This window comes from Amycolatopsis sp. ATCC 39116 (assembly GCF_000231075.2).
Classification (GTDB): domain Bacteria; phylum Actinomycetota; class Actinomycetes; order Mycobacteriales; family Pseudonocardiaceae; genus Amycolatopsis_E; species Amycolatopsis_E tucumanensis.
Window position 1 is genome coordinate 18,951 of sequence record NZ_AFWY03000030.1, and the last position, 23,062, is coordinate 42,012.

Genomic DNA, 23,062 nt, shown 5'->3' on the forward strand with positions numbered 1-23,062 from the left:
AACAGTGCCGCCCGCGTCAGCGGGCCGGGCCGCGGCGCGACTGCTCGACGGGCTGGCCGGGCCGCTGCGCAGGCCGGTCCTGGTACGGGATCGCGTAGGTGGCCAGGTGCTGGCGGACCGCGGCGCTGTCGGTGGTGCCCGCGGGCGCCGCGTCGGGGGCGCGGCCCTCGAAGACCTCGGCCACGAACCGGGCGACCTCGGCCGGTGGCGGCAGCAGCTCGGCGCCGTAGTAGCGGACCACGCTCAGCTCGTGCCCGGCCGTGGTCTCGATCGCCACCGCCCAGCCGTCGTGCTCGTTCCACACCAGGGCCGTGTCCTGGGCGGGGTGGTCGCGCAGCCGGTCGTCGAGCGCGAGGTAGGCGTACGCCGGCGGCGGGTCCAGGTGGGCGTAGTAGGCCTCGCCGCTGCAGCCCAGCTCCTCGGCGACGGTGTTGACGTATCGACGCAGCCCGGAGGCCGCCGCGTGCTCGTATTCCAGATGCATCTCACGCCCCGTTGAGTGAGTAGTCGGCCGTGTGGGCGGACTACCACCTGACCGGGTGACCAAAACCCCTCAACCGACCACGCCGAGTCCCGTCGCCGCGTGGACCTCCAGCCGGACGAACCGCTCCTGCGGAACCGCCTCGACGGCGAAGTAGTCCGGCCGATCGCTCTCCAGTGCTTCCGGCTCGAGCCAGGTGAACGCCCGCAGCGCGCGGGACGCCGCCACCACGGCGTCGTGGGAACTCATCGACGTCCCGCCCACCGACGCGGCGACTTCGACCGTCCCGCTCGGCCTCCGTCTGGGTTCACCCACCTCGACGTCGTCCTCGGCGGGGAAGACCTGCTGCCGCAGGGTGCGCGCGACCCGCCGGACCCGCTCCCGGGCCGCGATGGCATCCGGTTCCGAGAGCTCGGCGACCACCAGGACCTGCACGGTGGTCGCGGCCTTCAAGGCGTCCAGGAATTCACGGCTCTCCTCCTCGGTCAGCCCGAGGGGCTCGACGCCGTCGAGGTCCGCGCCCTCCATCCCGAACGGGTCCCGCCCCCGCCCCACGTACACCGACAGGTCAGCCCCGGCCGGTGCTTCGATCCGCGCGTCGGGCACACACGCGAGCGGCCTGCCACGGGACTCGGTGATTTCGAGCAGTTCCGGGGGCACCCCGATGACGGGGAGCTGCGACCTGGCAACGCGCTGGATCGCGTCGAGCGTGCTTTCATCGGCACTCGTCCGCGTGCGGACCGCCACCCGCGCGTAGTAGCTGCCCGGCTGATCCCCGTCGACCGGGCCGACCTCGATCCCCCAGGCCCCGAGGTCGGCGACCAGCCGCCGGCACCCGTCCATCGCGGCGGCCAGATCTCGCGCGCGGAACCACAGCTGCAGGTCGGTGACCACATCCGTGTCGCGGAGCTCCTCGGAGATCATCACTCCGCGGGATCGTAGTCCAGGTTGGGCCGCAACCACTTCTCGATTTCCGGCTGTGGCAGTCCGCGTCGCCGGGCGTAGTCGGTCACCTGGTCGCGTCCGAGGCGCCCCACGGTGAAGTAGCGGGACTCCGGGTGGGCGAAGATCAGCCCGCTCACGCTGGCCGCCGGGGTCATCGCGAACGACTCGGTGAGCCCGAGGCCCAGGTCCGAAGCCCGCAGCAGGTCGAACAGCTCCCGCTTCTGGCTGTGGTCCGGGCTCGCCGGGTAGCCGAGCGCGGGGCGTATCCCGCGGAACCGCTCGGCGTGCAGGTCCGCCAGCGACGGCTGCGCGTCCGGCTCGAACCACTCCCGCCGGGCCTCCAGGTGGATGTACTCCGCGAACGCCTCGGCCAAGCGGTCGGCCAGCGCCTTCACCATGATCGCGCGGTAGTCGTCGTTCTGGGACTCGTAGTGGCGCGCCAGCTCCTCGGCCCCGTGCACGGTCACCGCGAACCCGCCGAGGTGGTCCCCCGCCGGCGCCACGTAGTCGGACAGGCAGCGGTTCGCGCGTCCGTCCGGTTTGGACGTCTGCTGGCGCAGCATCGGGAACCGCACACCGTTTTCCAGCACGATGTCGTCGCCCTCGCTGTGCGCGGGCCAGAAGCCGTAGGCGCCGCGGGCCTCCAGTAGCTCCTGCGCGACGATCTCGTCGAGCAGCGTGTTCGCGTCGTCGAACAGCTCGCGCGCCACCGGCTGGTCCAGGATCGCCGGGTACTTGCCCTTGAGCTCCCACGCCAGGAACAGGAACTGCCAGTCGATCATCTCGCGCAGCGCGGGCAGCCCGGGCGAGACCGTGCGCACCCCGGTGAACGACGGCACCGGCAGGTCGTCGAAGGACACCCGCTCCGGATTGGCGCGCGCCTGCTCCAGCGTGAGCATCGGGCGGCGCTGCTTGCCTGCGTGCTGCTCGCGCAACCGTTCCTGCTCCGCGCGGTTCGCCGTGTCCAGCGCCGCCGCGCGGTCGGTGTCGAGCAGGTCCGACACGACCCCGACGACCCGCGACGCGTCCAGCACGTGCACCGTCGTGTGGTCGTAGGCCGGCGCGATCCGCACCGCGGTGTGCTGCCGGGACGTGGTCGCGCCCCCGATCAGCAGCGGGATCTTCAGCCCGCGCCGCTGCATCTCCGTCGCGACCGACACCATCTCGTCCAGCGACGGGGTGATCAGCCCGGACAGGCCGATCGCGTCGGCGTTCTCGGCGACCGCGGTGTCCAGGATCTTCGCCGCGGGCACCATCACGCCGAGGTCGATCACCTCGTAGTTGTTGCAGCCGAGCACGACGCCGACGATGTTCTTGCCGATGTCGTGCACGTCGCCCTTCACGGTGGCCAGCACGATCTTGCCCTGGCCGCGCTCGGTGCTCACCTGCCCGGACCGGCGCAGCTCCTCCTTCTCCGCCTCCATGAACGGCTCGAGGTAGGCCACCGACCGCTTCATCACGCGCGCGCTCTTGACCACCTGCGGCAGGAACATCTTGCCCGAGCCGAACAGGTCGCCGACGGTCTTCATGCCGTCCATCAGCGGGCCCTCGATGACCTCCAGCGGCCGCGCGAAGTTCTGCCGCGCCTCCTCGGTGTCGTCCTCGATGTAGTCGACGATGCCGTGCACCAGCGCGTGCCGCAGCCGCTCGGCCACCGGCGCCTCGCGCCACGACAGGTCCACCACCCGCTTGCGGCCCTGGCCGCGGACCGTCTCGGCGAACTCGACCAGCCGGTCGGTGGCGTCCTCGCGGCGGTCGAACAGCACGTCCTCGACCAGTTCCAGCAGGTCGGCGGGGATGTCCTCGTAGACGGTGAGCTGGCCGGCGTTGACGATGCCCATGTCCAGCCCGGCGCGCACCGCGTGGAACAGGAACGCCGAGTGCATCGCCTCGCGCACGACGTCGTTGCCGCGGAAGGAGAACGACAGGTTCGAGATGCCGCCGCTGGTGCGCGCGCCCGGGCAGCGCTGCTTGATCAGCGGCAGCGCCTCGATGAACGCCTTGGCGTAGCCGTTGTGCTCGGCGATGCCGGTCGCGACGGCCAGCACGTTGGGGTCGAACACGATGTCCTCGGGCGGGAACCCGGCCTCGCGCGTGAGCAGGTCGTAGGCGCGGGCGCAGATCTCCACCTTGCGCTCGGTGGTGTCGGCCTGGCCCTTCTCGTCGAAGGCCATCACGACGACACCGGCGCCGTAGTCGCGGATGCGGCGGGCCTGGCGCAGGAACTGCTCCTCGCCCTCCTTGAGGCTGATCGAGTTGACCACGCCCTTGCCCTGCACGCACTTGAGCCCGGCCTCCAGCACGCTCCACCGCGAGCTGTCGACCATGATCGGGATGCGGGCCACCTCCGGTTCGGTGGCGATCAGGTTGAGGAACGTCGTCATCGCGTGCTCGGAGTCGAGCAGGTCGGCGTCCATGTTGACGTCGAGCAGGTTGGCGCCGCCGCGGACCTGGTCCAGCGCGACGTCGACGGCGGCCTGGTAGTCGCCGGACTCGATCAGCCGCCGGAACTTGGCCGAGCCGGTGACGTTGGTGCGCTCGCCGATCATCACGAACCCGGTGTCGGCGCCGATCTCGAACGGCTCCAGCCCGCTGAACCGGGTGCTGGTGCGCGGCGGCGGCACCTCGCGCGGGGCCGCGCCGGACACCGCCTGGGCGATCTTGGCGATGTGCTCGGGGCCGGTGCCGCAGCAGCCGCCGACGATGTTGACCATGCCGCTGCCGGCGAACTCGCCCAGCATGCGGGCGGTCTCGTCCGGAGTCTGGTCGTAGCCGCCGAAGGCGTTGGGCAGGCCGGCGTTGGGGTGGCAGGCGACGTAGGTGCCCGCCAGGCGGGACAGCTGCTCGACGTGCGGGCGCATTTCCTCGGCGCCCAGCGAGCAGTTCACGCCCACGACCAGCGGGTGGGCGTGCTCGATCGCGCTCCAGAACGCCTCGACGGTCTGGCCGGACAGGGTGCGGCCGGACAGGTCGACGATCGTCACCGAGATCCACAGCGGCAGGTGCGGGGCGACGTCGCGGGCCGCGGCGATGGCGGCCTTCGCGTTGAGGGTGTCGAAGATCGTCTCGATGAGCAGCAGGTCGACGCCGCCCTCGGCCAGTGCGGCGATCTGCTCGGCGTAGGCGCCGCGGACCTCGTCGAAGGTGACCGCGCGGTAGGCGGGCTCGTCGACCTTCGGGGAGAGGGACAGGGTGACGTTCAGCGGCCCGATGGAGCCGGCCACGAACCTGCCGCCTGCTTCGTCGGCGGCCTGGCGGGCCAGCTGGGCGCCGCGCACGTTCATCTCGCGGACGAGGTGCTGCAGGCCGTAGTCGGCCTGGCCGATGCTCGTCGCGGTGAACGTGTTGGTCGTGGTGATGTCCGCGCCCGCGGCGAGGTACTGCCGGTGCACGTCGAGGATCAGGTCGGGGCGCGTGAGGTTGAGCAGGTCCGGGTCGCCGGTGACGTCCTGAGGGTGGTCGCCGATCACGTCGCCGCGGTAGTCGGCCGGGGTGAGGCCCGCGCCCTGCAGCATCGTGCCCCAGGCGCCGTCGAGGACGGCCACCCGGTCGCTCAGGATCTCCCGCAGAGCCTTCGTCGTGTCCACCGGCGCCCTCCCAACTGTCGGGAGGCGCCCTTGTTGCGGTTCACGGGGGCCGAGCGTGGCGGACCTGGGTCCGTTGCAGCGCCTCTCGGCCTGGCGAACACAGTACTGGACGCCCCTCCGCGGCACCAAAACCGTTCCCGCGATGTGGACCGTCAGCCGAGAGCGAAGCGCGTCAGGTTCGCCGCCACCGGTTCGGCTTCGCCGGTGTTCCGGCGCGCCGCCGCGGTGAGGACGTCCAGGTGCTGGTACCCGGGCGCCAGCACGGTCTCCCCCGTCGCAGGCTCGCCGCGGGGCGCGATCAGGCCGTCGCCGGCGAGGAGGTTGATCGTGGGGTGCGCCGTGATGCCCTCGGGGTGCCGCACGTGGGCGCGGATCTCCGCCGCGCCGGCCTGGCTGATGTCGGTCACCAGCTTCGACGGGAAGTACTGCTCGGTGAAGTCCAGCGGGTGCTCGGCGAGGCTGCGGGCCAGGTCGGCGATCGCGGTGACCTCCTTCGCCGGGGTGGTGAACGGCGCGCCATGGCGGTCGCGCGCCACGGTGGCGTCGATGTCGTCGTAGTCGCGCCACGTGTAATCCGCGGACGGGTCCACCGGCACGGCCAGCGGGTCGACGCCGAGCGCGCCGGTCGTCCCGGCCGGCTCGTGCGGCAGCGGGAAGTCCTTGTCCGCCACCGGACCGCCGCCAAAGAAGCCTGTGCTGGCCTGCAGGAACGCCAGCGGCTGCGAGTTGTCGTCGAGCAGCGCGCCCAGCGCGGTCGCGTTCGTGATGGCGAAGTCCCAGATCGACGGGATCCCGGTCGCGAACGCCACCGCGTCCCGCGAGAACAGCAGCCGGTCGGTGGTCTCCAGGTTCGCGTTCGACGGGAGGTAGGACGCCAGGTCCGACGGCCCGTCCGGGTCGACGTCGGCGGCCAGCCCGGCCACCCCGAGCAGGTTCATCGTCTCCGCGTTGATCAGCACCGGCAGGTTCAGCGCCCGCGGCAGCAGCCCGGACGCCAGCCCGGCGTGCGTCGCGGCGTAGCCGAGGTCGTCGGCGCCGATCGCGTCCGGCAACCCGCTGAGCGAGCCCAGCGACGTGGAGATCGCCGAGTCGAGCGCGAAGTAGCCGGCGCACTGCGTGTGACCGGGTGTGCCGTCGAAGTCCCACGACGCGAAGAACCCGGTGAGCGTCCCGCCCAGCGAGTGCCCGCCGCACAGCACCTTCGACGCCCGCACGGCCGGGTCGGGCAGCTCGCGGACCATCAGGTCGTACTGGTCGCGCAGCGTCTGCTCCAGCCCGAGGTGCGCGAGCCAGTCCAGGCGGTCGTTGCCGAGGTAGCCGGCGAACCGCCTGCCGTCGACCTCGGCGCCGCGGTAGTAGTAGTCGACGGCGACGTGCGGGTCGCGGGCGGCGAGCCCGGCCGCGAGCCCGGTGTGGTCCTCCAGGCAGTTCGACCGCCGGTCCAGGGCCCAGAACTCGATGTGCCGCCCTTGCCGCGCGGCGTTTCGCACGGTGTGGCGGGCCAGGTTGTCGAACGCCCCGGCGCCTTCGAGCACCCCGGGCTGGGCGATCAGGATCCGGTCCGCCCGCGCGGCGTCGGCGGGACCGGCGGCATCGCGGTACCGCAGGTAGGACAGCCAGTCGCACGCCTCCGGGTGCGGCCCGGCCGAATCCGGCAGCGGCACCCGCACCCGCACCACCGACTCGGCGACCGTGGTGACCGGCGAGCTCGTCACGACCGGTGCCTCGGTCCGGTCGACCGCCGCCGCGGCGGTGATTCCCGGCACGGACGAGATGAGCAGCGTCGCGGCCACAACCAGGGGAAATCGCACGAAACGCGAGGCTAGGAGCCCGGCGGCGGGCGCGGCAACGGCCGGCGCGGAACTTGTCACCGCGATGCGGAATCGACGCGTCGTGGTTGGCACCAGGCGGGAATCCCGGGCGAACGGGCGAGAAGACCGGATGCGGGTGACGGCGCGGCGGCCCCGGGGGTCACCGGGGCGCTCGCCGGGCAGATCACCAAGCACCGCGGCCGCCGGTCACAGCGCGGAACAAAGAACGGCGGGCCGGCTTCCCCAAGCCGGCCCGCCGTCGGAGACCGCCTGCCCTGTGGCCCCGACCGGCCGGGCATCGACCTCCCGCGGGCGCCATCCCCCGACGGAACCCGCTTTCCCCGCCGTGCGGTGCCCCGAGCACCCGCACGTGCTCCTCCAGTATGCGCCCGGGAAGACCGCTCCTGGCAAGGCGGAAGTCCTCAAAGTGAGGACTTTGTGCCCATTGCCGTCCACAGTGGATCTTCCCGGCTAGGCTCGGGGCCATGCGCGCGTTCGTGGTCACCGCTCCCGGCGAGGGCGGCGTGGTCGAGGTCGAGCCGCCGTCCGCCGCGCCGGGCGAGGTGGTCGTCGCCGTGGCGCGGGCCGGGATCTGCGGCACCGACGCGGAGTTCTTCGACGGCAGCATGCCCTACCTGCACGACGGGCACGCCCGGTATCCCATGCGGCTGGGGCACGAGTGGTGCGGCACGGTCGTGGAATCCGGCGACGGCGTCGACCCGGCCTGGATCGGCAGGCGGGTCACCGGGGACACGATGCTCGGCTGCCGCGCCTGCCGCCGGTGCCGCGGCGGCCGCCAGCACCTGTGCGAGACCCGCACCGAGATCGGGATCCGCGGCGGGCGGCCGGGCGCGCTGGCCGAACGCCTCGCCGTGCCGGTGACCGCGCTGCACCCGCTGCCGGACGCGGTCGGGGCGGCCGCGGGGGCGATGGTCGAGCCGGGCGGCAACGCCCTGCGTGCGGTGTGCGGCGGGGATCCGCGCCCCGGCGACCGGGTGCTCGTCCTCGGCCCGGGCACGATCGGCCTGCTGTGCGCGATGTTCGCCCGCGCGGCCGGCGCGGAGGTGCACCTGCTGGGCGCCACCGCCGCGTCACTGGAGTTCGCCCGCTCGCTCGGTTTCCGCGACGCCTGGTCCCCGGACCGCTTGCCGGAGCTGCCGTTCGACGCGGTGATCGACGCGTCCGGGGCGCCGGAGCTGCCTGCCAGGGCGGTGGAACTGGTCGAGCCGGGCGGCCGGGTCGTCTACATCGGCCTGGCCGGGCGGCCGAGCCTGCTCGACACGCGCCTGCTGGCGTTGAAGGACGTCACCGCGGTCGGCGTGCTCTCGGCCTCCCCCGGCCTGGCCGGGACGATCGAGCAGTACGCCAGCGGCGCGGTCGACCCGGTGCCGCTGGTCGCCGCGACCGTCGGGCTCGGCGAGGTGGCCGCGGTGCTCGCCGGTGAGCGGCCCGCGGGCGGCGCGCCGAAGATCCACGTCGATCCGCGCCGCTGACCTCAGGCGTGCGCGCCGACGGTGACCGGCCCGATGGTCAGCCGCGGCTCGCGGCCGAGGACCTCCCCCAGCCGGGTCACCTGTTCGTCCAGCTCGCGCCGGTGCGCGGCGCTCAGCGGCGCGAACGGTTCGACGGTGAGGTGGACCGCGCGGCCGGAGCGGCGCTGGTGCCACACCCCGCCTGCCACGCCGTCGACGAGCAGCACCGGGAAGTTGCCCGCCTGCCCGCGGGCGAGGCACCGGTGCGCGGCCGCGCCGGGGAAGAGCAGTTCCCGCGGGAAGCTGCCGACGACGTGGGCGTCGAAGAGTGGCAGCAGCCGCAGCGCGGGCGCCGTCCGCCTACCCGGCAGGGTGTCGTCGGCGTTCAGCCACATGCGCTCGCCGTCGAGGTCGACCGGGCGCAGGCCGGCGCGGGCGAACAACGCCGACGCCCACTCCACCGGAGCGGACAGCCATCGCGCGAAGTGCTGGGGCGTGGCCGGTCCGTAGGCGTGCAGGTAACGCGCGAGCACGCCGGTCAGCGCGGGTTCGGTCTCTTCCGGCCGGAACCCGGGCAGCCACCGGCGCGGGCTGGTGTAGGTGACCTGCCGCCCGCGGTCGCGGCCGAAGCACAGCGCGCCCCGGTGCGCGGCCGTCGCCAGTGCCTGGCGCCAGCGCGGCCAGAACCCCTGGAACGCCGGCATGACGAGGTCACCCGCCCACGGGCCGACACGGTCGACGACCGCGCCGGTGAGTTCGTCGGCGGTCAGTTCGGCGTCGGCGAGCGCGTCCGCGACGGCCTCGACGATGCGATCGGTCTGCTCGTCGGTGAGCCGCACCGCGGGCGGCATGGTCGAACGCTGCGGGACCGCGGGCAGCGCACCGGTCCACAGCGCCAGATCCCGCGCCGGCAGCAGGTGCACAGTGCCGCGCGGGCCGAACGTGCGGATCAGCGTGTGGTCGGCGACCGCATCGCGAACGTCGTCCGCGGTGCCGCTGGTGCGCAGGGCGACCGACACCTCCGCGGCGGTGCGGACCTGGGCGTGCGCGCCGCACATCGCGGCGACGGCGTTCGCCGGGCTCGCCGCGGGGCGGGACAGGAAGTGCCGGTCGAGGCGGCGGGCTTGGACGGCGGTCCACGAAACGCGGTCGGTCATGACGGGAACGCTAGGCGGCAAAGCGGTCAGATACCGTCCTCGATGGCGTCGACCAGGCCCCAGTCCAATGCCGTCACCGCGCTCAGCGGCCGCCCGGACAGCGCCGGCCACAGCGTGCGCCACCGGCCGATCCGGCGCGGCACGCTCACCGTGCCGCCCGCGCCGGGGATCAGGCCCATCGCGACCTCCGGCAGCCGGAACACGGTGTTCGCGTGCGCCACCACGCGGCCGGCGAACGCCGCCAGCTCGATGCCCGCGCCGACGCACGCCCCGTGCACGCGCACCTCCGCGCGCCCGGCGATCGCGTGCAGTGCCCGCGCGGCTCCGGCCCTCGTGCGGACGAAGTGCGCGGTGACCAGGTCCGGGGTGGTGCCGAACTCGTCGAGATCGCCGCCCGAGCAGAACGCGGGACCGGCTCCGTCCAGCACGACCCGGCAGTCCTCCACCGCAGCGGCCCGCAAGGCGTCGACGAGCGCGTCCCGCAGCTCGCGGCCGTAGGCGTTGCGGCGGTCGGGCCGGTTGAGCGTCACGCGCAGCAGGTTGCCGTCGCGAGCCAGGAGCACCGGCGGTTCGGTGGCGGGCGGCGGCAGTGGCCGGTTCCCGCGCCCGCTCAGCCAGCGCGCGAACTCCGGCCCGCCGAGCAGCGTCGAGTAGGCGAACGACTCGACGTCCAGCGCGGCGGCGACGTCCAGGCGGCCGCTTGCCCGCAGCACCTGACTCAGCACCAGCGCCGCCTGCGGGTTCGCCTCGGCCGCCTGCCGCAGCACCTCCGCGTCGCCCGCCGGGTCGTCGCTCGCCGCGAACTGGGGGCCGCTGCCGCAGCTGTCGGCCGCGAACGTCAGGTCGAGGGCGTCGGCCAGCGCCCAGCGCTCGTCGTCGACCGGGCGGCAGGCGACACCGACCAGGATCCGTTCGCACGTCCGCGCCGCCCGCGCGGCGGCTTCGACGACGTCGGCGGGCACGGGCTCGTCGAGGTCGACCACGACCAGCGGCAGCCGCACCTGACCCGCGTCGTCCAGGAACGGGTCGTGCGCGGCGCCGTCGGCGAGAGCGGCGATCCCCACGGTCATGCCGAGCGGGCCCTCCGCCGCGCCCGTGCCGCGGGCCGCTTGTGCACGCCGACCGTCATCAGCGCGATGTCGACGTAGCGCTCGGCCAGCTCGTCCGGCGACAGCGGGCCGCCGTCCGGGTGGTACCACCGGCCGATCGACTGGAGCATGCCCAGCAGCGCCCGCGCGGTCTCCGCGGGCCGCTGCGCGACGAACAGCCCCTCGGCCACCCCGTCGGAGACGATCCGCGTGACCAGGACCTCGATCTCCTTGCGCCGCGCGGCGTACCGCTTGCGGTTGGCCGGGGACAGGTGCCGCAGCTCGAAGTCCAGCGCGGCGAGCCGGGTGCGGTGCGCCATGTGCAGCACGATCGCCTCGACGGCGTTGACCAGCCGCAGGTCCGGCCGCTCGCCTGCCTCCTCGACGGCCTGCCGCACCCGCCAGTCGAGGTCGCTCGTGGCCTCCTCGACGAGCGCGGTGAACACGCCCTCCTTGTTCTCGTGGTGGTAGTACAGCGCGGGCACCGTCTGGCCGACCCGCCGCGCGATGTCCCGCACGGGGGTGCCGTGGAAGCCCTGCTCGTAGAAGGCTTCCAGCGCGGCCGCCAGGATCGGGGTCAGTTCGAGCGGTCCGTACTCCCGCCACGCGCCCGCGGGTCGCGTCATGTCCAGCCCATCGAAGAGGTCACCGGAAAACGATAACGGGACGCGGCGGCGGGCCGGGGCGCCGCCGCCGCGTGCCGGGTCAGCGCGGGGCCATGCGGATGGCGCCGTCGAGGCGGATCGTCTCGCCGTTGAGCATCGGGTTCTCCACGATGTGCCGGGCCAGCGCCGCGAACTCGGCAGGGTCGCCCAGCCGCGAGGGGTGCGGCACCTGAGCGCCCAGCGACGCGATCGCCTCCTCCGGCAGGGTCGCGAACAGCGGCGTGTGGAACAACCCCGGCGCGATCGTCACCACGCGGATCTTCAGGCTCGCCAGGTCCCGCGCGATCGGCAGGGTCATCCCGACGATGCCGCCCTTGGACGCCGAGTAGGCGGCCTGCCCGATTTGCCCGTCGAACGCCGCCACGGAGGCGGTGTTGACGATGACGCCGCGCTCCTCGCCCACCGGCTCGGTCTTGGCGATCCGCTCCGCGGCCAGCCGGATCACGTTGAACGTGCCGACCAGGTTGACGTTGATCACCTTGGTGAACCCGTCCAGCGGAAAGGGCCCCTGCTTGCCCACGGTCTTGTGCGCGTTGCCGATGCCCGCGCAGTTGACCGCGATCCGCAGCGTACCCAGCGCCTCCGCCGCGTCCAGCGCGGCGGAAACCTGGGCCTCGTCGGTCACGTCGGCCGCGGCGAACACCACCCCGTCGCCCAGTTCCTTGGCCACCGCCTCGCCCTGCGACGAGGGCAGGTCCACGATGACGACCTTCGCGCCCTTGCCGTGCAGCTCCTTGACCGTCGCCAGCCCGAGCCCCGACGCGCCACCGGTCACCAGCGCGACCGCGTTGCCGACCTCCATGTCGCAACACCCCTTCCGTTCGCCCGTCCCGGCCGCCGCCGGAACCTTGCTTAGCGCACGTTAAGGGAGATCGACCGCGCGGGGAAGGCCCGCGGGGCGGATGTCTTCAGCCGCGGGACTCCACGGCGAGCGCGATCAGGTCCGGCATCCAGTCCGCGCTCGCGCCGAGCAGCGCCTGCGCCTCGGCGACCGCGGCGAGGCGGACCTCCACCACCTGCTCGCCGTCGTCGGGATTGCCCGGCTCGCCGACGATCTCCACCTCGGCCGCGCACCACAGCCATGCCTTCTCCGGGTGCGGTTGGTGCGGGCGGTAGGGCTCGGGCCGGTCGCTGACGCAGTGGTGGGCGCCGATCCACCGCAGCTCGCCGGTCAGGCGGGCGCCGGCCTCCTCGGCCAGTTCGCGGGCGACGCACTCGCCGATGCTCTCCCCCGCCTCCCGCGTGCCGCCGGGCAGGAACCAGCCGTACCGCTCGTCGCGGCACACGACGATCCGGTCGCCGACGAAACCGGCGACGTGGATGTTGGTGACCAGCTCGTCGGCGGGCGCCGCGGTGGAGAACACCGCGTCCAGACCGCCCCACTCCCAGCGTTGCGGCGCGAACAGCAGCGGGCGGTCGATCTTCATGGACCGGATCGTACTGGCCCGCCGCAGCCGGTCAGGCCAGGTTCTGCCGCTCGCCGCCGGCGAGGGGTGTCCAGTGCGATCCGCGCGACCGGGGTGGCCGGGCCGGTGAGCTTCGCCGCCGAGCAGCGATCGACCGACTTCTGCCCGGGCTCGGAGGAGATCGTGGGCCGCCGCGACGACCTCGTGCTCGCCATCAAGGCGGGCCCGCTGGAGCAGGTGGTAGCCCTCGCGCCGGGCGGCAGGCGCGACAACCCCCGCGCGGATGGTGAGGCCGTTGTTGATGACCGCGCGGATCGTCCTGGCCCGCCGCGCCCGGTCAGGCCAGGTTCTGCCCGGCCCACTGGCTGCGGATGCGCCGCCAGGCCAGCGCGTAGGGCTCGGCCGGATCACCCGGCCGGACGATGCCGTTCGCGACGTCGGAGCGGGAGCGCGCGAGCTCCCGCTCGGCGAGCGAACGCGGTACGTGGAGCACTTCGACGATCTGCCAGAAGAGCTCGCCCGGCCCGGCTTCGGTCCCGTCCGCCATGCTCGCAGAATGGCGGCTCGCGCCTGCCTCCGCCACCGCAACGCCGGATTCCACGCGATCGGAACCCGGCCGGGTCACGAGACGGCCTCCTCCACGACCCCCTCGGATGCCGACGTCACCTCGTCGGCCTGCAGTTCGGACCAGTCGAGCCCGATCGCGGCGACCACGTCGTCGAAAATGGGTGTCCGGTCGCTCATCGGGCGCCCGGAACAGGCTTGGCACACATACGTTCCCCTCCAGCGTCGTGCACAGCCACGGCGAGGTCGGAAATTAACACGCGGCCAGCAGTGGCCGCCACGCGGAATCCCATGAACGGGGGACACCTTTCCGGGGGTGGGGACGGAGTTTGCCGTTGGCCCGCAGAGGGAATCCCCGCCGCGTGGATCATGCGCAGGCGCCGGTGATCGAAGCCATCCAGCGGTACCGCGAGCGCGGTCACCTGGGGTTCATCCCGCCCGGGCACAAACAGGGGCGCGGCATCGACCCGCGGCTGGCCGAGGTCGTGGGCCGGGACGTGTTCGCCTCGGACATCATCCTCATGAACGGCCTCGACGACCGCCGCATGTCCCAGGGCGTGCTGGCCAAAGCCGAGGAGCTGATGGCCGACGCGGTGGACGCCGAGGAAGCCTACTTCTCCACCTGCGGCAGCTCGCTGTCGGTGAAGAGCGCGATGCTCGCCGTCGCCGGGCCGGGCGACGAGCTGCTGGTGTCCCGCAACGCGCACAAGTCCGTGGTGGCCGGGCTGATCATCAGCGGCGTGCGCCCGGTGTGGGTGCACCCGCGGTGGGACGGGCGGTTCCACCTCGCGCACCCGCCGGCGCCGGAGGACGTGCGGGACGCCTTCGCCGCGCACCCCGGCGCGAAGGGGATGTTGCTGATCACGCCTACCGACTACGGCGGGTGCGCCGCGATCCGGGAAACCGCGCGGGTGTGCCACGACCACGACGTGCCGCTCATCGTGGACGAGGCGTGGGGCGCGCACTTCCCGTTCCACCCGGACCTGCCGTCGTGGGCGATGGACGCCGACGCCGACATGTGCGTCACCAGCGTGCACAAGATGGGCTGCGGCCTGGAGCAGGGCTCGGTGTTCCACCTGCGGGGCGACCGGATCGACCCGCAGGCGCTGGCGTCACGGGCGGACCTGCTCGGCACGACGAGCCCGAGCGCGCTGATCTTCGCCGGGCTCGACGGCTGGCGGCGGCAGATGGTGCAGCACGGTGAGGAGCTGCTGGGGCGCGCGCTCGAACTGGCCGCATCGGTGCGGGCGGAACTGGCCGCGATCCCCGGGATCCGCGTGATGGAGCGGGACGACCTGGTCGGGCCGCGGCTGGCCGACGACCACGACCCGCTCAAGATCGTGCTGGACCTCGTGGAGCTGGACCGGTCCGGCTACGACGCGAGCGAATGGCTGCGTGAGCACCACCGGCTCGACATGGGACTGTCCGACCACCGGCGGATGGCCGCGCAGATCACGATCGCCGACGACGAGGAGACCACCGGACGGCTGCTCACCGCGATCCGCGACCTGGCGGAGCGCGCCGGCGAAATCCGACCCGCCAAACCGGTCGACCTGCCCGAGCCGGGCGAACTGGAGCTGGAGCAGGCGATGCTGCCGCGCGACGCGTTCTTCGGCCCCACCGAGGACGTGCCGCCGGAGGAGGCGATCGGGCGGGTGTGCGCGGAGGTGATCAGCCCGTACCCGCCGGGGGTGCCCGCGGTGGCGCCGGGCGAGGTCATCACCCGGCCCGTGGTGGACTACCTGCTGAGCGGCCTCGACGCCGGCATGTACCTGCCCGATCCGGCTGACCCGCAGCTGAAGACGTTCCGGGTCGTCCAACGCTGAGGCGCCTCAACAGAAACCGGCGTCGTGCGCCATGAGCGCGATCTGGGTCCGGTTGCCCGCGTCCAATTTGGACAGAACCCGGGTGATGTGCGCTTTGACGGTCGCCACGCTGAGGAACAGCTCGGCGGCGATCTCGGCGTTCGTCAGTCCACGACCGACGCCGAGGGCGACCTCGTGCTCGCGTGGGCTGAGCGCGGCGAAGGCGGCGCGGGCGCGTTCGTAGGACCCGGCCTCGACCGCGGCCCGGTCCATGAGCCGTCGCGTGATGCGCGGGGACAGGATCGGATCTCCCGCAGCAACGCGGCGCACGGCGTCGGCGATCTCCCCGGGCGGCGCGTCCTTGAGCAGGAACCCGCTCGCCCCGGCGCGGAGGGCGCGCAGCACGTTCTCGTCGGTGTCGAACGTGGTCAGCACGACGACTTCGGGCGGGTTCGGCCGCGCGCGCGTCCGGTGCGTGGCGAGGATCCCGTTCAGGCGCGGCATCCGGATGTCCATCAGCACGACGTCGGCGGGGTGCGCGTCAAGCGCGGCCGGCACTTCGTCGCCGTCGCCGGCCTGCCCGACCACGGCGATGCCCGGCGCGCCGTCGAGCATCATCGTCAGGCCGGACCGCACCAGGGCGTCATCGTCGACGATCAGCACGCGGGTCACGCCGGCCACGGCAACTCCGCCGCCACAGCGCCGTGAGCCAGCCGCCCACCGGCCCGCTCGATCCGGCCGCCCGGGACGGGCGCCGCCTGCAGAAATCTCACGCCGCCCACAGCAACTCCCCCGCCACCGTCCCGTAGCTCCACCGGGCATCCGCCCCCAGGGTCACGCCGGCCACGGCAACTCCGCCGCCAGCCGGAACTCCCCCGCCACCGCACCGTGGTCCAGCCGCCCGCCGGCCAGCCGCACCCGCTCGGTCAGCCCCACCAGCCCGATCCCGCCGCCCGGCCCGGGCGCGGCGCCGGACACCGGGTTGGACACCACGATCCGCAGCCGCGCGCCGGGCGCGCCGCCGAGCTCGACGCGGACCGGGCTGCCGGGGGCGTGCTTGCGCGCGTTGGTCAGCGCCTCCTGCAGCACGCGGTAGGCCGTGCGGCCGGTCGTGCCAGGCACCGCGGCCGTGTCGAGCGTGTCCCGCACCTCGACCGGCGTGCCGACCGCGCGTGACTCCTCGACCAGCTCGGACAGCCCGGCCAGCGTCGGCAGCGGGCCGTCCGGGTCCTCGTCGGTGTCCCGCAGCAGCGCGATCACGTCCCGCAGCTCGTTCAGCGCCTGGTGCACCGTGGCCCGGATGACGCCGGCCGCCTGCGCGATCCGTTCCGGCGAGCTGTCCGGCCGGTACTCCAGCGCCCCGGCGTAGGTCGCCAGCAGCGACAGCCGGTGCGCGAGCACGTCGTGCATCTCGCGGGCGATGCGGGTGCGCTCGGCCGCGCGGGCCTCGGCGATGCGGCGGCCCTGCTCGGCCTCGGCGCGGCGGGCGCGTTCGGTGAGCGACAGGATGAGCTGGCGGCGGGCTTCGGCGAGCGCGCCGCCGCCGACGAGCGCGGCGTGCCCGAGGACCACGAGCACGACCCACCACTCGTAGGGCAGGCCGGGCGTCGGCCGCCACAGTCCGCGCACGAGGTGGCCGGCGACACCGGCCGTGGCGACCCCCACCGCCACGGCCAGCGGACCGCGCCGCGCGATCTGCACGACGCCGATGCTCGCCGGCGGCGTCGCGGTCGGGACGAACGCGGTCAGCACCATGAGCACCACCGCGGAGGGCACCGGCCACCGGAACAGCAGCGGCACCAGCGCGCAGCCGAGGACGCCGGCGACGAGGTCCGCGACGAGCGGCGCGCCCCGGACACCCGAGACGATCTCCCCCGCCGCCGTCGCCGCGAATCCCGCCGCGGCGGCGACGGTCAGCGCCGTCCTCCCCCGCTCGCAGAGCAACTCGCCGTGCACGTGGAGGAGCGTACGGGTGCGGGAGCCGGGACGACCAGCGACCAAAGTCGACATCGGTCGACACCGTCGGCCGACGCGCGGCTGGTGGATCTCCGCCAGACTGGCGGCCATGATGGCTTCCAGCACGATCGAGATCCCCGCCGCGGGCGCCTACCGCATCGACGCCACCGGCTCACGACTGTCCTTCACCACGCGGCACTTCTTCGGCCTCGGCCCGGTGCGCGGGACGTTCCGGCTGCGCGAGGGGCGGGTGACGGTCGCCGATCCGGTGACCGAGTCCGGGGTGGTGGCCACCATCGACGCGGCGAGCATCGACACCGGCAACGCCACCCGCGACCGCACGGTGCGGTCCGGGCAGTACCTGGAGACCGACCGGCACCCGGACATCGTGTTCGCGTCGACGGCGGTCGAGCGGGAGGGCGCGGGCTGGGTCCTGCGCGGCACGCTGACGGTGCGTGGCACGAGCGGCCCACTGGACGTGCACGTCGACTCGGCGGTCACCGAGGGCCCGCGGCTGCGGGTGCGGGCGCACAGCCGGGTGGATCGCTACGCGTTCGGCGTGACCGCGATGAAGGGCATGACCGGTCGCCACCTCGACCTGGAGCTGGAACTGGTCACCGAGCGGGCTTGATCCGCACCCGAGCGTCAACCACCTGGCGCCGCGCTGGCCGAGCCGAGCGATTTCTCCGACAGCGGCAGCCATTCCGGCATCCGCAGCGGCGCGGGCTGCTCCGTGCACACCATCACCGGCCCGCGCCGCGACTCCACCTCCAGCGTCCCGTCCGACCGCAGCCGCACCGTCACCACGGCGGCCTCCGGCTCGCCGGGGCCGCCCGTGTGCCGCGAGTGGTCCTTGGTCCGCAGGTAGAACGCGCCCAGCCCGAACGCGGCGAACACGAGCAGCCACAGCGGCCCGAGCATCAGGTACCCGAACGACGCCGAGTCGGTGAACGTGGCCGCGACCCCGCTCTGCATCGGCCCGTACGTGGGCAGGAACCGCAGCACCGCCTGGTCCTTGCCCGGGTTGATCACCGGGTTCTGCACCATCACGTCGACCAGGCTGACCATGATGATCACGAACATCCCGGCCAGCTCGGTCGGCACCGCCACCCCGAGCGCCACCCCGAGCCCGCCGTAGGTGAGCCCCGCCGACAGCAGGCTCAGGAACAGCATCCCGCCGGATCGCGGATCGCAGTAGAACCCCATCACGATGCTCGCGTAACCGGACACCACGGTCGCGACCAGCACCAGCCCCGCCAGTTTCGCCAGCAGCAGCACCGGCCGCGGGAACCCGGCCAGCACCAGCCGCTGGTCGAACTCCCGCGCCCGCCGCACCGACGCGAACAACATGAACCCGATGATCAGCGTGAGCGCGTTCAGTGCGCCGGAGATCAGGGCGAGCTCGCTCGCGTCGACCGTGATCGGCGCGGGCGCGATCCGCGACTGGTACTCGATCGGCCGCGACGGGATCACCGTGCGCACGATCGCCAGCCAGCACGGGATGAAGAACACCACCAGCAGCAGCGCCAGCCGGTTCCGCGCGTGCTGCGCGACCTCGAACGCGATCGCCTTGAGCAGTGCGGCGTGCCAGGTCGTCGAGTCCGCGATCCCGGCCTGCCAGCGCCGTGCCCGGTCCACCAGCTCACCGACGGTCATGACGCGGCCTCGAGTTCGGCGCCGGCCATCGCGTCGGTGGGCTCGACCTGGCCGCGGGTCAGCCGCAGCAGCCGGTCGAACCGTTCGGTGTCGTGCGCTAGGTGCGAAATGACGAGCACCGACCGGCCCTGTGCGCGCAGCTGGTCGGTCAGCGTCCAGAACGTCAGGTAGTTCTCCCAGTCGAACCCCTGGTACGGCTCGTCCATCAGCACCACGTCCGGGTCGTGCATCAGCGCCAGCGTCAGGTTGAGCTTCTGCCGCGTGCCACCGGAGAGCACCCCGGCGCGGACGTGCCGGAACGGGGTGAGCCCGAGCCGTTCGGCGACCGACTCGGCCACCGTCAGGTCCTCCAGGTGGTAGGCGCTCTGGAAGTACCGCAGGTGCTGGCCCACGGTCAGCTCGTCGTTCACGACGATCCGCTGCGGGCAGTAGCCGAGCCTGCCGCGGTGCACCACTTCGCCGCGGTCGGCGCGCAGCACCCCGGCGAGGATGCGCAGCAGGGTGGACTTGCCCGCCCCGTTCTCGCCGAGGACGCCGAGCAGCTCGCCGGGCCGCAGCCCGAACTCGACGCCCCGCAGCACGTGGCGCGCCCCGAAAGACTTGTGCAGGTTCACCGCCTGCAACACGTAGTCCGATTTGGACACCGGATCTCCCTTCCCGGTCAGCGGGTGCGGCGGGTGGCCTGGCGCACGAGCTCCGCGCAGGCGCGGCGGGCCGTCGCGGGCAGGTCCGCCGCCTCCAGCGCGGCGAGCGCCTCGCGCGCCCTGGCCTCGATCAGCTCGCCGACCGCGTCCTCGGCACCGGTGTCGGAGATGACGGCCCGCAGCCGCGCCGCGCCGTCGGCGTCCAGTTCCGGATCGCCGTGCAGCCGCCGGATCACCTCGCGCTGCCCCGGCCGGGCGCGCCGCCAGGTCAGCGCCATCAGCACGGTCTGCTTGCCCTCGCGCAGGTCGTCGAGCACGGACTTGCCGGTGGTGCCGGGTTCGCCGAACACCCCGAGCAGGTCGTCGCGCAGCTGGAACGCCTCGCCGAGCGGGCGGCCGTAGGCGGTGCACCAGCGCAGCAGATCGGGGCCGCCCCCGGCGAGCGCGGCCCCGATCTGCAACGGCCGTTCCACGGTGTATCCGGCGGTTTTCAGGCGCAGCGCGCGCCAGGCGCGGTCGAGCACGTCCTCGGTCCACTCGCCACCGAGGTCGAGGTACTGGCCGACCATGACCTCGCTGCGCATCGCGTGCAGCACCGGCGCGGCCCGCCGCAGGTCGTCCTCGTCCAGACCCGCGGTCAGCAGCATTTCGTCGGCCCAGGCCAGGCACAGGTCGCCGAGCAGGATCGCGGCGTTCACCCCGAAGCGCGCGGCCGCATCGGGGTCGTCGCCGTGGTACCGCGCGGCCAGCCGGCGGTGCATCGAGGGGCGGCCGCGACGCAGGTCGGAGCCGTCCATGACGTCGTCGTGGATGAGCGCGAAGGAGTGGAACAGCTCCAGCGCCGCGCCGACCCGCGCGACCGCTGCGCCGGCCGGGTCACCGCCCGCGGCGAGCCATCCGCAGTGGCAGAACAGGGGGCGCAGCCGCTTGCCGTCGCGGACGAACTCGCGCAGCAGGTCGACCAGCGGCGGCAGGCAGCGGTCGGCCGGATCGCGGGACTGCGCGTCGAGGAACTCGCCGAGGACGGCGTCGACCTCCTCCCGAGCCCGGCCGAAGTCCGGTTCCGCCGGGGCGCGCGGTCGCGGGGGTGCGGTCACATCGGCGAGCCGAGTCGACATGAATTCTCCTCGATTGCTGGGGAAAGACGCGGTCGGAGAAGTAGCACCGGAGCGGACGGGTGAAACGGCGAATTCGCCGCACCACACTTCCGGGAGCCGGGGCCGACCTTGTGAGCGAGCATTCGGGTTTCCTCATCGCGGACGGTGAACAACCCAGCGGCGCAATGAACCCGTTGCGGCGCAACGGAAACAAAAACTCGTTCGAATGAAGCTGCTCCACGGGCTTGAAACCGGACCCGCGCTTCGGGCACCGTTGAGTTGTCCGGCGATCACCGGAAACCCGAAATCCCTTGTCTGCCAGCGTTTTCCGCTGCGCTCGCACCGCCGCCCGAAATGGGCGGAACAGGAGGAACCGCATGACCGTCCCCATCCGCACCGGGAAAGTGGTGCCGCTGTTCGCCGCGCCCGGCGCCGATGTGCTGGTACCACACGAGATCCGCTGGCGTGACGGCACCGAACCGTGCCCGGCCGCTCCCCTGCTCGCCGGGGGACTGCGCCGCCGCGGGCTGCGGGTCGCCGACGGGGTCGTCCTCGCCGGATCGGGCCCGCCACCGGGGATCCCGCCCGGCGGGCGAGCGGCCTTGGCCCCGGACTGGGCAGGCGCGCCTGCCGGTCCGCCGGGGCCTGCCCTCGGAGTGGGACACCTCAACACCGGGAACCTCCGCCCGGGACACGGCGAGGCCATCCGTGCGGAGCTCGCCGCGGCGGCCCAGGCGATGCGGCCGCGCGTGGTGCTGCTGGCCGCGCCGCGCTCGTTCTGCGCGGGTGTCGAACGGGCGATCCGCACCGTGGAGCGGGCGCTGGCCGAGCACGGCCCGCCGGTCTACGTGCGCAAGCAGATCGTGCACAACACCCACGTGATCGACGACCTGGCCGCGCGCGGCGCGGTGTTCGTCGACGAACTGGACGAGGTGCCACGCGGGCAGCTGGTGATCTTCTCCGCGCACGGGGTGCCGCCGTCGGTGCGCGCGCACGCCCGGGAGCGAGCGCTGCGGGTCGTCGACGCGACCTGCCCGCTGGTGTCGAAAGTGCACGCCGAGGCGCGGCGCTTCGCGGGGCGCGGTGACACGGTGGTGCTGATCGGGCGCCACGACCACGAGGAGGTCGTCGGCACCGCGGGCGAGGCGCGGGAGTCGACGGTGGTCGTGGAGACCGCGGGCGACGTGGCGGGGCTGCGGGTGCCGGATCCGTCGCGGGTGTCCTACCTGACGCAGACGACGCTGGCGGTCGACGAGACGGCCGAGGTGGTCGACACGCTGCGGGAGCGGTTCCCGGCGCTGCGCGGGCCGCGGTCGGACGACATCTGCTACGCCGCGACCAACCGTCAGGCCGCGGTGCGAGCGGTGCTGGACGAGGCGGACCTGCTGCTGGTCGCGGGCTCGGCGAACTCGGCCAACTCGCGGCACCTGGTGGAACTGGCCCACCGCCACGGAAAGCCGGCGCACCTGGTCGACCGGTGCGAGGACATCCGGTTCGCCTGGCTGCGCACCGCCGCCACGGTCGCGGTGACGGCGGGCGCCTCGGCGCCGCCCGAGCTGGTGGACCGGCTGGTCGCGGCGCTGGGCGGCCTCGGCCCGGTGACGGTCGAGGAGCGGGTCACGGCGGTGGAGACCGTCCGGTTCGGCGAACCGGCGGTCCCGTCGTGACCACCGTCGAGCTGCGGCCGTTCTACTGCCCGGTCGAGTCGCGGATCCACCCCGACGTCGAGCTGATCGAGGAACGCGCCATCGCCTGGCTGGACCGGGTCCGCTTCTACCGCGACGAGACCGAGCGGATGCGCGTGGTGGGCACGAACAGCGCCGAGTTCTACGCCCGCTTCGCCCCGGACGGGATCATGGAGAACGTGGAGGCCGCGGCGCGCTGGGTGTACTGGGGTTTCGCGTTCGACGACGCCCGGTGCGACTCGGGTGAGTACGCGCACTCGCCGCACGAGTTCCTGGTGATGGCCGGGCAGGTGCAGCGCGCGCTGGAGAACCCGTGGCACCCGCCACCGGACGGCGATCCGCTGGTCCTGGCGCTGCAGGACATCGGGCGCACGTTCGCGGCGTGCGCGACGCCCGTGCAGGTGCGCCGCTTCGCCGACGCCCACCGCGCCTGGCTGTTCGGGGTGGCGTGGCAGATCGCCTGCCAGGGCCGCGGGCGCATGCCGGACCTGGCCGAGTACACCGCGATCCGGCTGAACAGCGCGGGCGGGCCGCCGACGCTGGCGATGCTCGAAATCGCCGCGGGGCAGGAGGTTCCGGCCGCGGAAATGGATTCACCGGCGGTGCGGGCGCTCACCGAGATGACGATCCTCGTCGCCTCGTGGGACAACGACCTGCACTCCTACCGGAAGGAGGAAGAGGAGGACCAGACCGGCATCAACCTGATCAACGTGCTGCGCGCGCGGCACGGGCTCGGCGCGGAGGAGGCCGTGGCGCGGGCCTACGCGCTGCGGGACCGCGTGATGAGCCGGTTCCTGCTGCTGCGGTCGGAGGTCGCGGCCCGGCCGGTCAGTGGTGCGCTGCGGACCTACCTGGACGGGCTGGGCCACGCGATCCGCGGCAACACCGACTGGGCGCTGCGGGTGCCGCGCTACCACGGTTACACCGGCCCGGGCGAGGACCCGCGCTGGGCCGACGCGCCGTCGGACCCGTGTCCCGACCCGGTGCCCATCCCTGCCATCGCCTGGTGGTGGGACTCGCTGTGAACACACTCGTGGAGGAGT

21 protein-coding genes and 1 riboswitch are annotated in these 23,062 nt (G+C 73.4%); of the genes, 5 read left to right on the forward strand and 16 right to left on the reverse strand.

The genetic code is table 11. The features are described 5' to 3' along the window. Window positions 1–16 precede the first annotated feature (16 nt). The 4 genes from AMY39116_RS0325915 to AMY39116_RS0325930 all read right to left on the reverse strand — a co-directional run bounded on the left by AMY39116_RS0325915 (window position 17) and on the right by AMY39116_RS0325930 (window position 6,824). The gene (locus AMY39116_RS0325915) at window positions 17–484 is read right to left on the reverse strand and encodes a DUF6292 family protein (RefSeq protein ID WP_020420525.1); all 468 of its coding nucleotides are present in this window, start codon (window positions 482–484) and stop codon (window positions 17–19) included. 69 nt (window positions 485–553) lie between these two features. Next, window positions 554–1,408: a hypothetical protein gene (locus tag AMY39116_RS0325920; protein ID WP_157358693.1), complete on the reverse strand. Its 855-nt coding sequence runs from the start codon at window positions 1,406–1,408 to the stop codon at window positions 554–556. After that, complete coding sequence (gene metH, locus AMY39116_RS0325925) at window positions 1,405–5,013, reverse strand: methionine synthase (protein ID WP_020420527.1); 3,609 nt, start codon at window positions 5,011–5,013, stop codon at window positions 1,405–1,407. The genes AMY39116_RS0325920 and metH overlap by 4 nt, the downstream gene beginning before the upstream one ends. A gap of 15 nt (window positions 5,014–5,028) precedes the next feature. Continuing rightward, window positions 5,029–5,106, reverse strand: a riboswitch (S-adenosyl-L-homocysteine riboswitch). Between the two features lie 59 nt (window positions 5,107–5,165). Beyond that, the gene (locus AMY39116_RS0325930) at window positions 5,166–6,824 is read right to left on the reverse strand and encodes a hypothetical protein (RefSeq protein ID WP_202961461.1); all 1,659 of its coding nucleotides are present in this window, start codon (window positions 6,822–6,824) and stop codon (window positions 5,166–5,168) included. A gap of 485 nt (window positions 6,825–7,309) precedes the next feature. Between AMY39116_RS0325930 and AMY39116_RS0325935 the strand changes: the two genes are divergently transcribed. Beyond that, a complete protein-coding gene (locus AMY39116_RS0325935; RefSeq protein ID WP_020420529.1) occupies window positions 7,310–8,317 on the forward strand; it encodes a zinc-binding dehydrogenase in 1,008 nt (335 codons plus the stop codon). A gap of 2 nt (window positions 8,318–8,319) precedes the next feature. On the opposite strand, the gene AMY39116_RS0325940 is transcribed toward AMY39116_RS0325935, so the two are convergent. The 7 genes from AMY39116_RS0325940 to AMY39116_RS47910 all read right to left on the reverse strand — a co-directional run bounded on the left by AMY39116_RS0325940 (window position 8,320) and on the right by AMY39116_RS47910 (window position 13,356). After that, the gene (locus tag AMY39116_RS0325940; protein ID WP_020420530.1) at window positions 8,320–9,453 is read right to left on the reverse strand and encodes a winged helix DNA-binding domain-containing protein; all 1,134 of its coding nucleotides are present in this window, start codon (window positions 9,451–9,453) and stop codon (window positions 8,320–8,322) included. Window positions 9,454–9,479: 26 nt separating this feature from the next. After that, entirely contained in the window at window positions 9,480–10,523 is a 1,044-nt protein-coding gene (locus tag AMY39116_RS0325945) for an enoyl-CoA hydratase/isomerase family protein (RefSeq protein ID WP_020420531.1), read from the reverse strand. Beyond that, window positions 10,520–11,167, reverse strand: coding sequence for a TetR/AcrR family transcriptional regulator (locus tag AMY39116_RS0325950; protein ID WP_020420532.1), 648 nt, complete (start codon window positions 11,165–11,167; stop codon window positions 10,520–10,522). Before AMY39116_RS0325950 ends, AMY39116_RS0325945 begins: the two co-directional genes overlap by 4 nt. Window positions 11,168–11,246: 79 nt before the next feature. Continuing rightward, on the reverse strand, window positions 11,247–12,008 hold the full coding sequence (locus AMY39116_RS0325955; protein WP_020420533.1) for a 3-hydroxyacyl-CoA dehydrogenase: 762 nt from the start codon (window positions 12,006–12,008) through the stop codon (window positions 11,247–11,249). 106 nt (window positions 12,009–12,114) lie between these two features. Next, window positions 12,115–12,633, reverse strand: coding sequence for an NUDIX domain-containing protein (locus AMY39116_RS0325960; protein WP_020420534.1), 519 nt, complete (start codon window positions 12,631–12,633; stop codon window positions 12,115–12,117). Between the two features lie 316 nt (window positions 12,634–12,949). Then, a complete protein-coding gene (locus AMY39116_RS0325965; protein WP_020420535.1) occupies window positions 12,950–13,159 on the reverse strand; it encodes a hypothetical protein in 210 nt (69 codons plus the stop codon). 74 nt (window positions 13,160–13,233) lie between these two features. Then, window positions 13,234–13,356 carry a hypothetical protein gene (locus AMY39116_RS47910; RefSeq protein ID WP_020420536.1) on the reverse strand — a complete coding sequence of 41 codons (123 nt, stop codon included), beginning with the start codon at window positions 13,354–13,356 and terminating at the stop codon, window positions 13,234–13,236. A 182-nt stretch (window positions 13,357–13,538) separates the two neighbouring features. Here AMY39116_RS47910 and AMY39116_RS0325975 point away from each other — a divergent pair, with 182 nt between their 5' ends. After that, entirely contained in the window at window positions 13,539–15,002 is a 1,464-nt protein-coding gene (locus tag AMY39116_RS0325975) for an aminotransferase class I/II-fold pyridoxal phosphate-dependent enzyme (protein WP_027936231.1), read from the forward strand. Window positions 15,003–15,008: 6 nt separating this feature from the next. Here AMY39116_RS0325975 and AMY39116_RS0325980 read toward each other — a convergent pair whose 3' ends face one another. Together AMY39116_RS0325980 and AMY39116_RS0325985 are read right to left on the reverse strand one after the other, a co-directional pair. Continuing rightward, the gene (locus AMY39116_RS0325980) at window positions 15,009–15,662 is read right to left on the reverse strand and encodes a response regulator transcription factor (RefSeq protein ID WP_020420538.1); all 654 of its coding nucleotides are present in this window, start codon (window positions 15,660–15,662) and stop codon (window positions 15,009–15,011) included. Between the two features lie 153 nt (window positions 15,663–15,815). Beyond that, the gene (locus AMY39116_RS0325985) at window positions 15,816–16,937 is read right to left on the reverse strand and encodes a sensor histidine kinase (RefSeq protein WP_020420539.1); all 1,122 of its coding nucleotides are present in this window, start codon (window positions 16,935–16,937) and stop codon (window positions 15,816–15,818) included. Window positions 16,938–17,046: 109 nt separating this feature from the next. Between AMY39116_RS0325985 and AMY39116_RS0325990 the strand changes: the two genes are divergently transcribed. Next, entirely contained in the window at window positions 17,047–17,568 is a 522-nt protein-coding gene (locus AMY39116_RS0325990; RefSeq protein WP_020420540.1) for a YceI family protein, read from the forward strand. 14 nt (window positions 17,569–17,582) lie between these two features. Here AMY39116_RS0325990 and AMY39116_RS43580 read toward each other — a convergent pair whose 3' ends face one another. Genes AMY39116_RS43580 through AMY39116_RS0326005 form a run of 3 tightly spaced genes read right to left on the reverse strand, consistent with a single transcriptional unit; the run spans window position 17,583 to window position 20,355 of the window. Further along, window positions 17,583–18,593, reverse strand: coding sequence for an ABC transporter permease (locus AMY39116_RS43580; protein ID WP_020420541.1), 1,011 nt, complete (start codon window positions 18,591–18,593; stop codon window positions 17,583–17,585). After that, entirely contained in the window at window positions 18,590–19,237 is a 648-nt protein-coding gene (locus AMY39116_RS0326000) for an ABC transporter ATP-binding protein (RefSeq protein WP_020420542.1), read from the reverse strand. Before AMY39116_RS0326000 ends, AMY39116_RS43580 begins: the two co-directional genes overlap by 4 nt. Before the next feature lie 17 nt (window positions 19,238–19,254). Continuing rightward, window positions 19,255–20,355: a polyprenyl synthetase family protein gene (locus AMY39116_RS0326005; protein ID WP_020420543.1), complete on the reverse strand. Its 1,101-nt coding sequence runs from the start codon at window positions 20,353–20,355 to the stop codon at window positions 19,255–19,257. Window positions 20,356–20,711: 356 nt separating this feature from the next. Here AMY39116_RS0326005 and ispH point away from each other — a divergent pair, with 356 nt between their 5' ends. Continuing rightward, a complete protein-coding gene (ispH, locus tag AMY39116_RS0326010; protein ID WP_020420544.1) occupies window positions 20,712–22,001 on the forward strand; it encodes a 4-hydroxy-3-methylbut-2-enyl diphosphate reductase in 1,290 nt (429 codons plus the stop codon). Continuing rightward, on the forward strand, window positions 21,998–23,044 hold the full coding sequence (locus AMY39116_RS0326015; protein WP_020420545.1) for a hypothetical protein: 1,047 nt from the start codon (window positions 21,998–22,000) through the stop codon (window positions 23,042–23,044). Before ispH ends, AMY39116_RS0326015 begins: the two co-directional genes overlap by 4 nt. The last annotated feature ends 18 nt before the right edge of the window (window positions 23,045–23,062 follow it).

Excerpts from the sequence above, each read along its gene's own strand:
- AMY39116_RS0325935 (WP_020420529.1), top strand. The coding sequence starts at position 7,310 with ATGCGCGCGTTCGTGGTCACCGCTCCCGGCGAGGGCGGCGTGGTCGAG.
- AMY39116_RS0325960 (WP_020420534.1), bottom strand. The coding sequence starts at position 12,633 with ATGAAGATCGACCGCCCGCTGCTGTTCGCGCCGCAACGCTGGGAGTGG.
- AMY39116_RS0325990 (WP_020420540.1), top strand. The coding sequence starts at position 17,047 with ATGATGGCTTCCAGCACGATCGAGATCCCCGCCGCGGGCGCCTACCGC.
- AMY39116_RS0325955 (WP_020420533.1), bottom strand. The coding sequence starts at position 12,008 with ATGGAGGTCGGCAACGCGGTCGCGCTGGTGACCGGTGGCGCGTCGGGG.
- AMY39116_RS43580 (WP_020420541.1), bottom strand. The coding sequence starts at position 18,593 with ATGACCGTCGGTGAGCTGGTGGACCGGGCACGGCGCTGGCAGGCCGGG.
- AMY39116_RS0325950 (WP_020420532.1), bottom strand. The coding sequence starts at position 11,167 with ATGACGCGACCCGCGGGCGCGTGGCGGGAGTACGGACCGCTCGAACTG.
- AMY39116_RS0325940 (WP_020420530.1), bottom strand. The coding sequence starts at position 9,453 with ATGACCGACCGCGTTTCGTGGACCGCCGTCCAAGCCCGCCGCCTCGAC.
- AMY39116_RS0326005 (WP_020420543.1), bottom strand. The coding sequence starts at position 20,355 with ATGTCGACTCGGCTCGCCGATGTGACCGCACCCCCGCGACCGCGCGCC.
- AMY39116_RS47910 (WP_020420536.1), bottom strand. The coding sequence starts at position 13,356 with ATGAGCGACCGGACACCCATTTTCGACGACGTGGTCGCCGCGATCGGG.
- ispH (WP_020420544.1), top strand. The coding sequence starts at position 20,712 with ATGACCGTCCCCATCCGCACCGGGAAAGTGGTGCCGCTGTTCGCCGCG.
- AMY39116_RS0325915 (WP_020420525.1), bottom strand. The coding sequence starts at position 484 with ATGCATCTGGAATACGAGCACGCGGCGGCCTCCGGGCTGCGTCGATAC.
- AMY39116_RS0325945 (WP_020420531.1), bottom strand. The coding sequence starts at position 10,523 with ATGACCGTGGGGATCGCCGCTCTCGCCGACGGCGCCGCGCACGACCCG.
- AMY39116_RS0325965 (WP_020420535.1), bottom strand. The coding sequence starts at position 13,159 with ATGGCGGACGGGACCGAAGCCGGGCCGGGCGAGCTCTTCTGGCAGATC.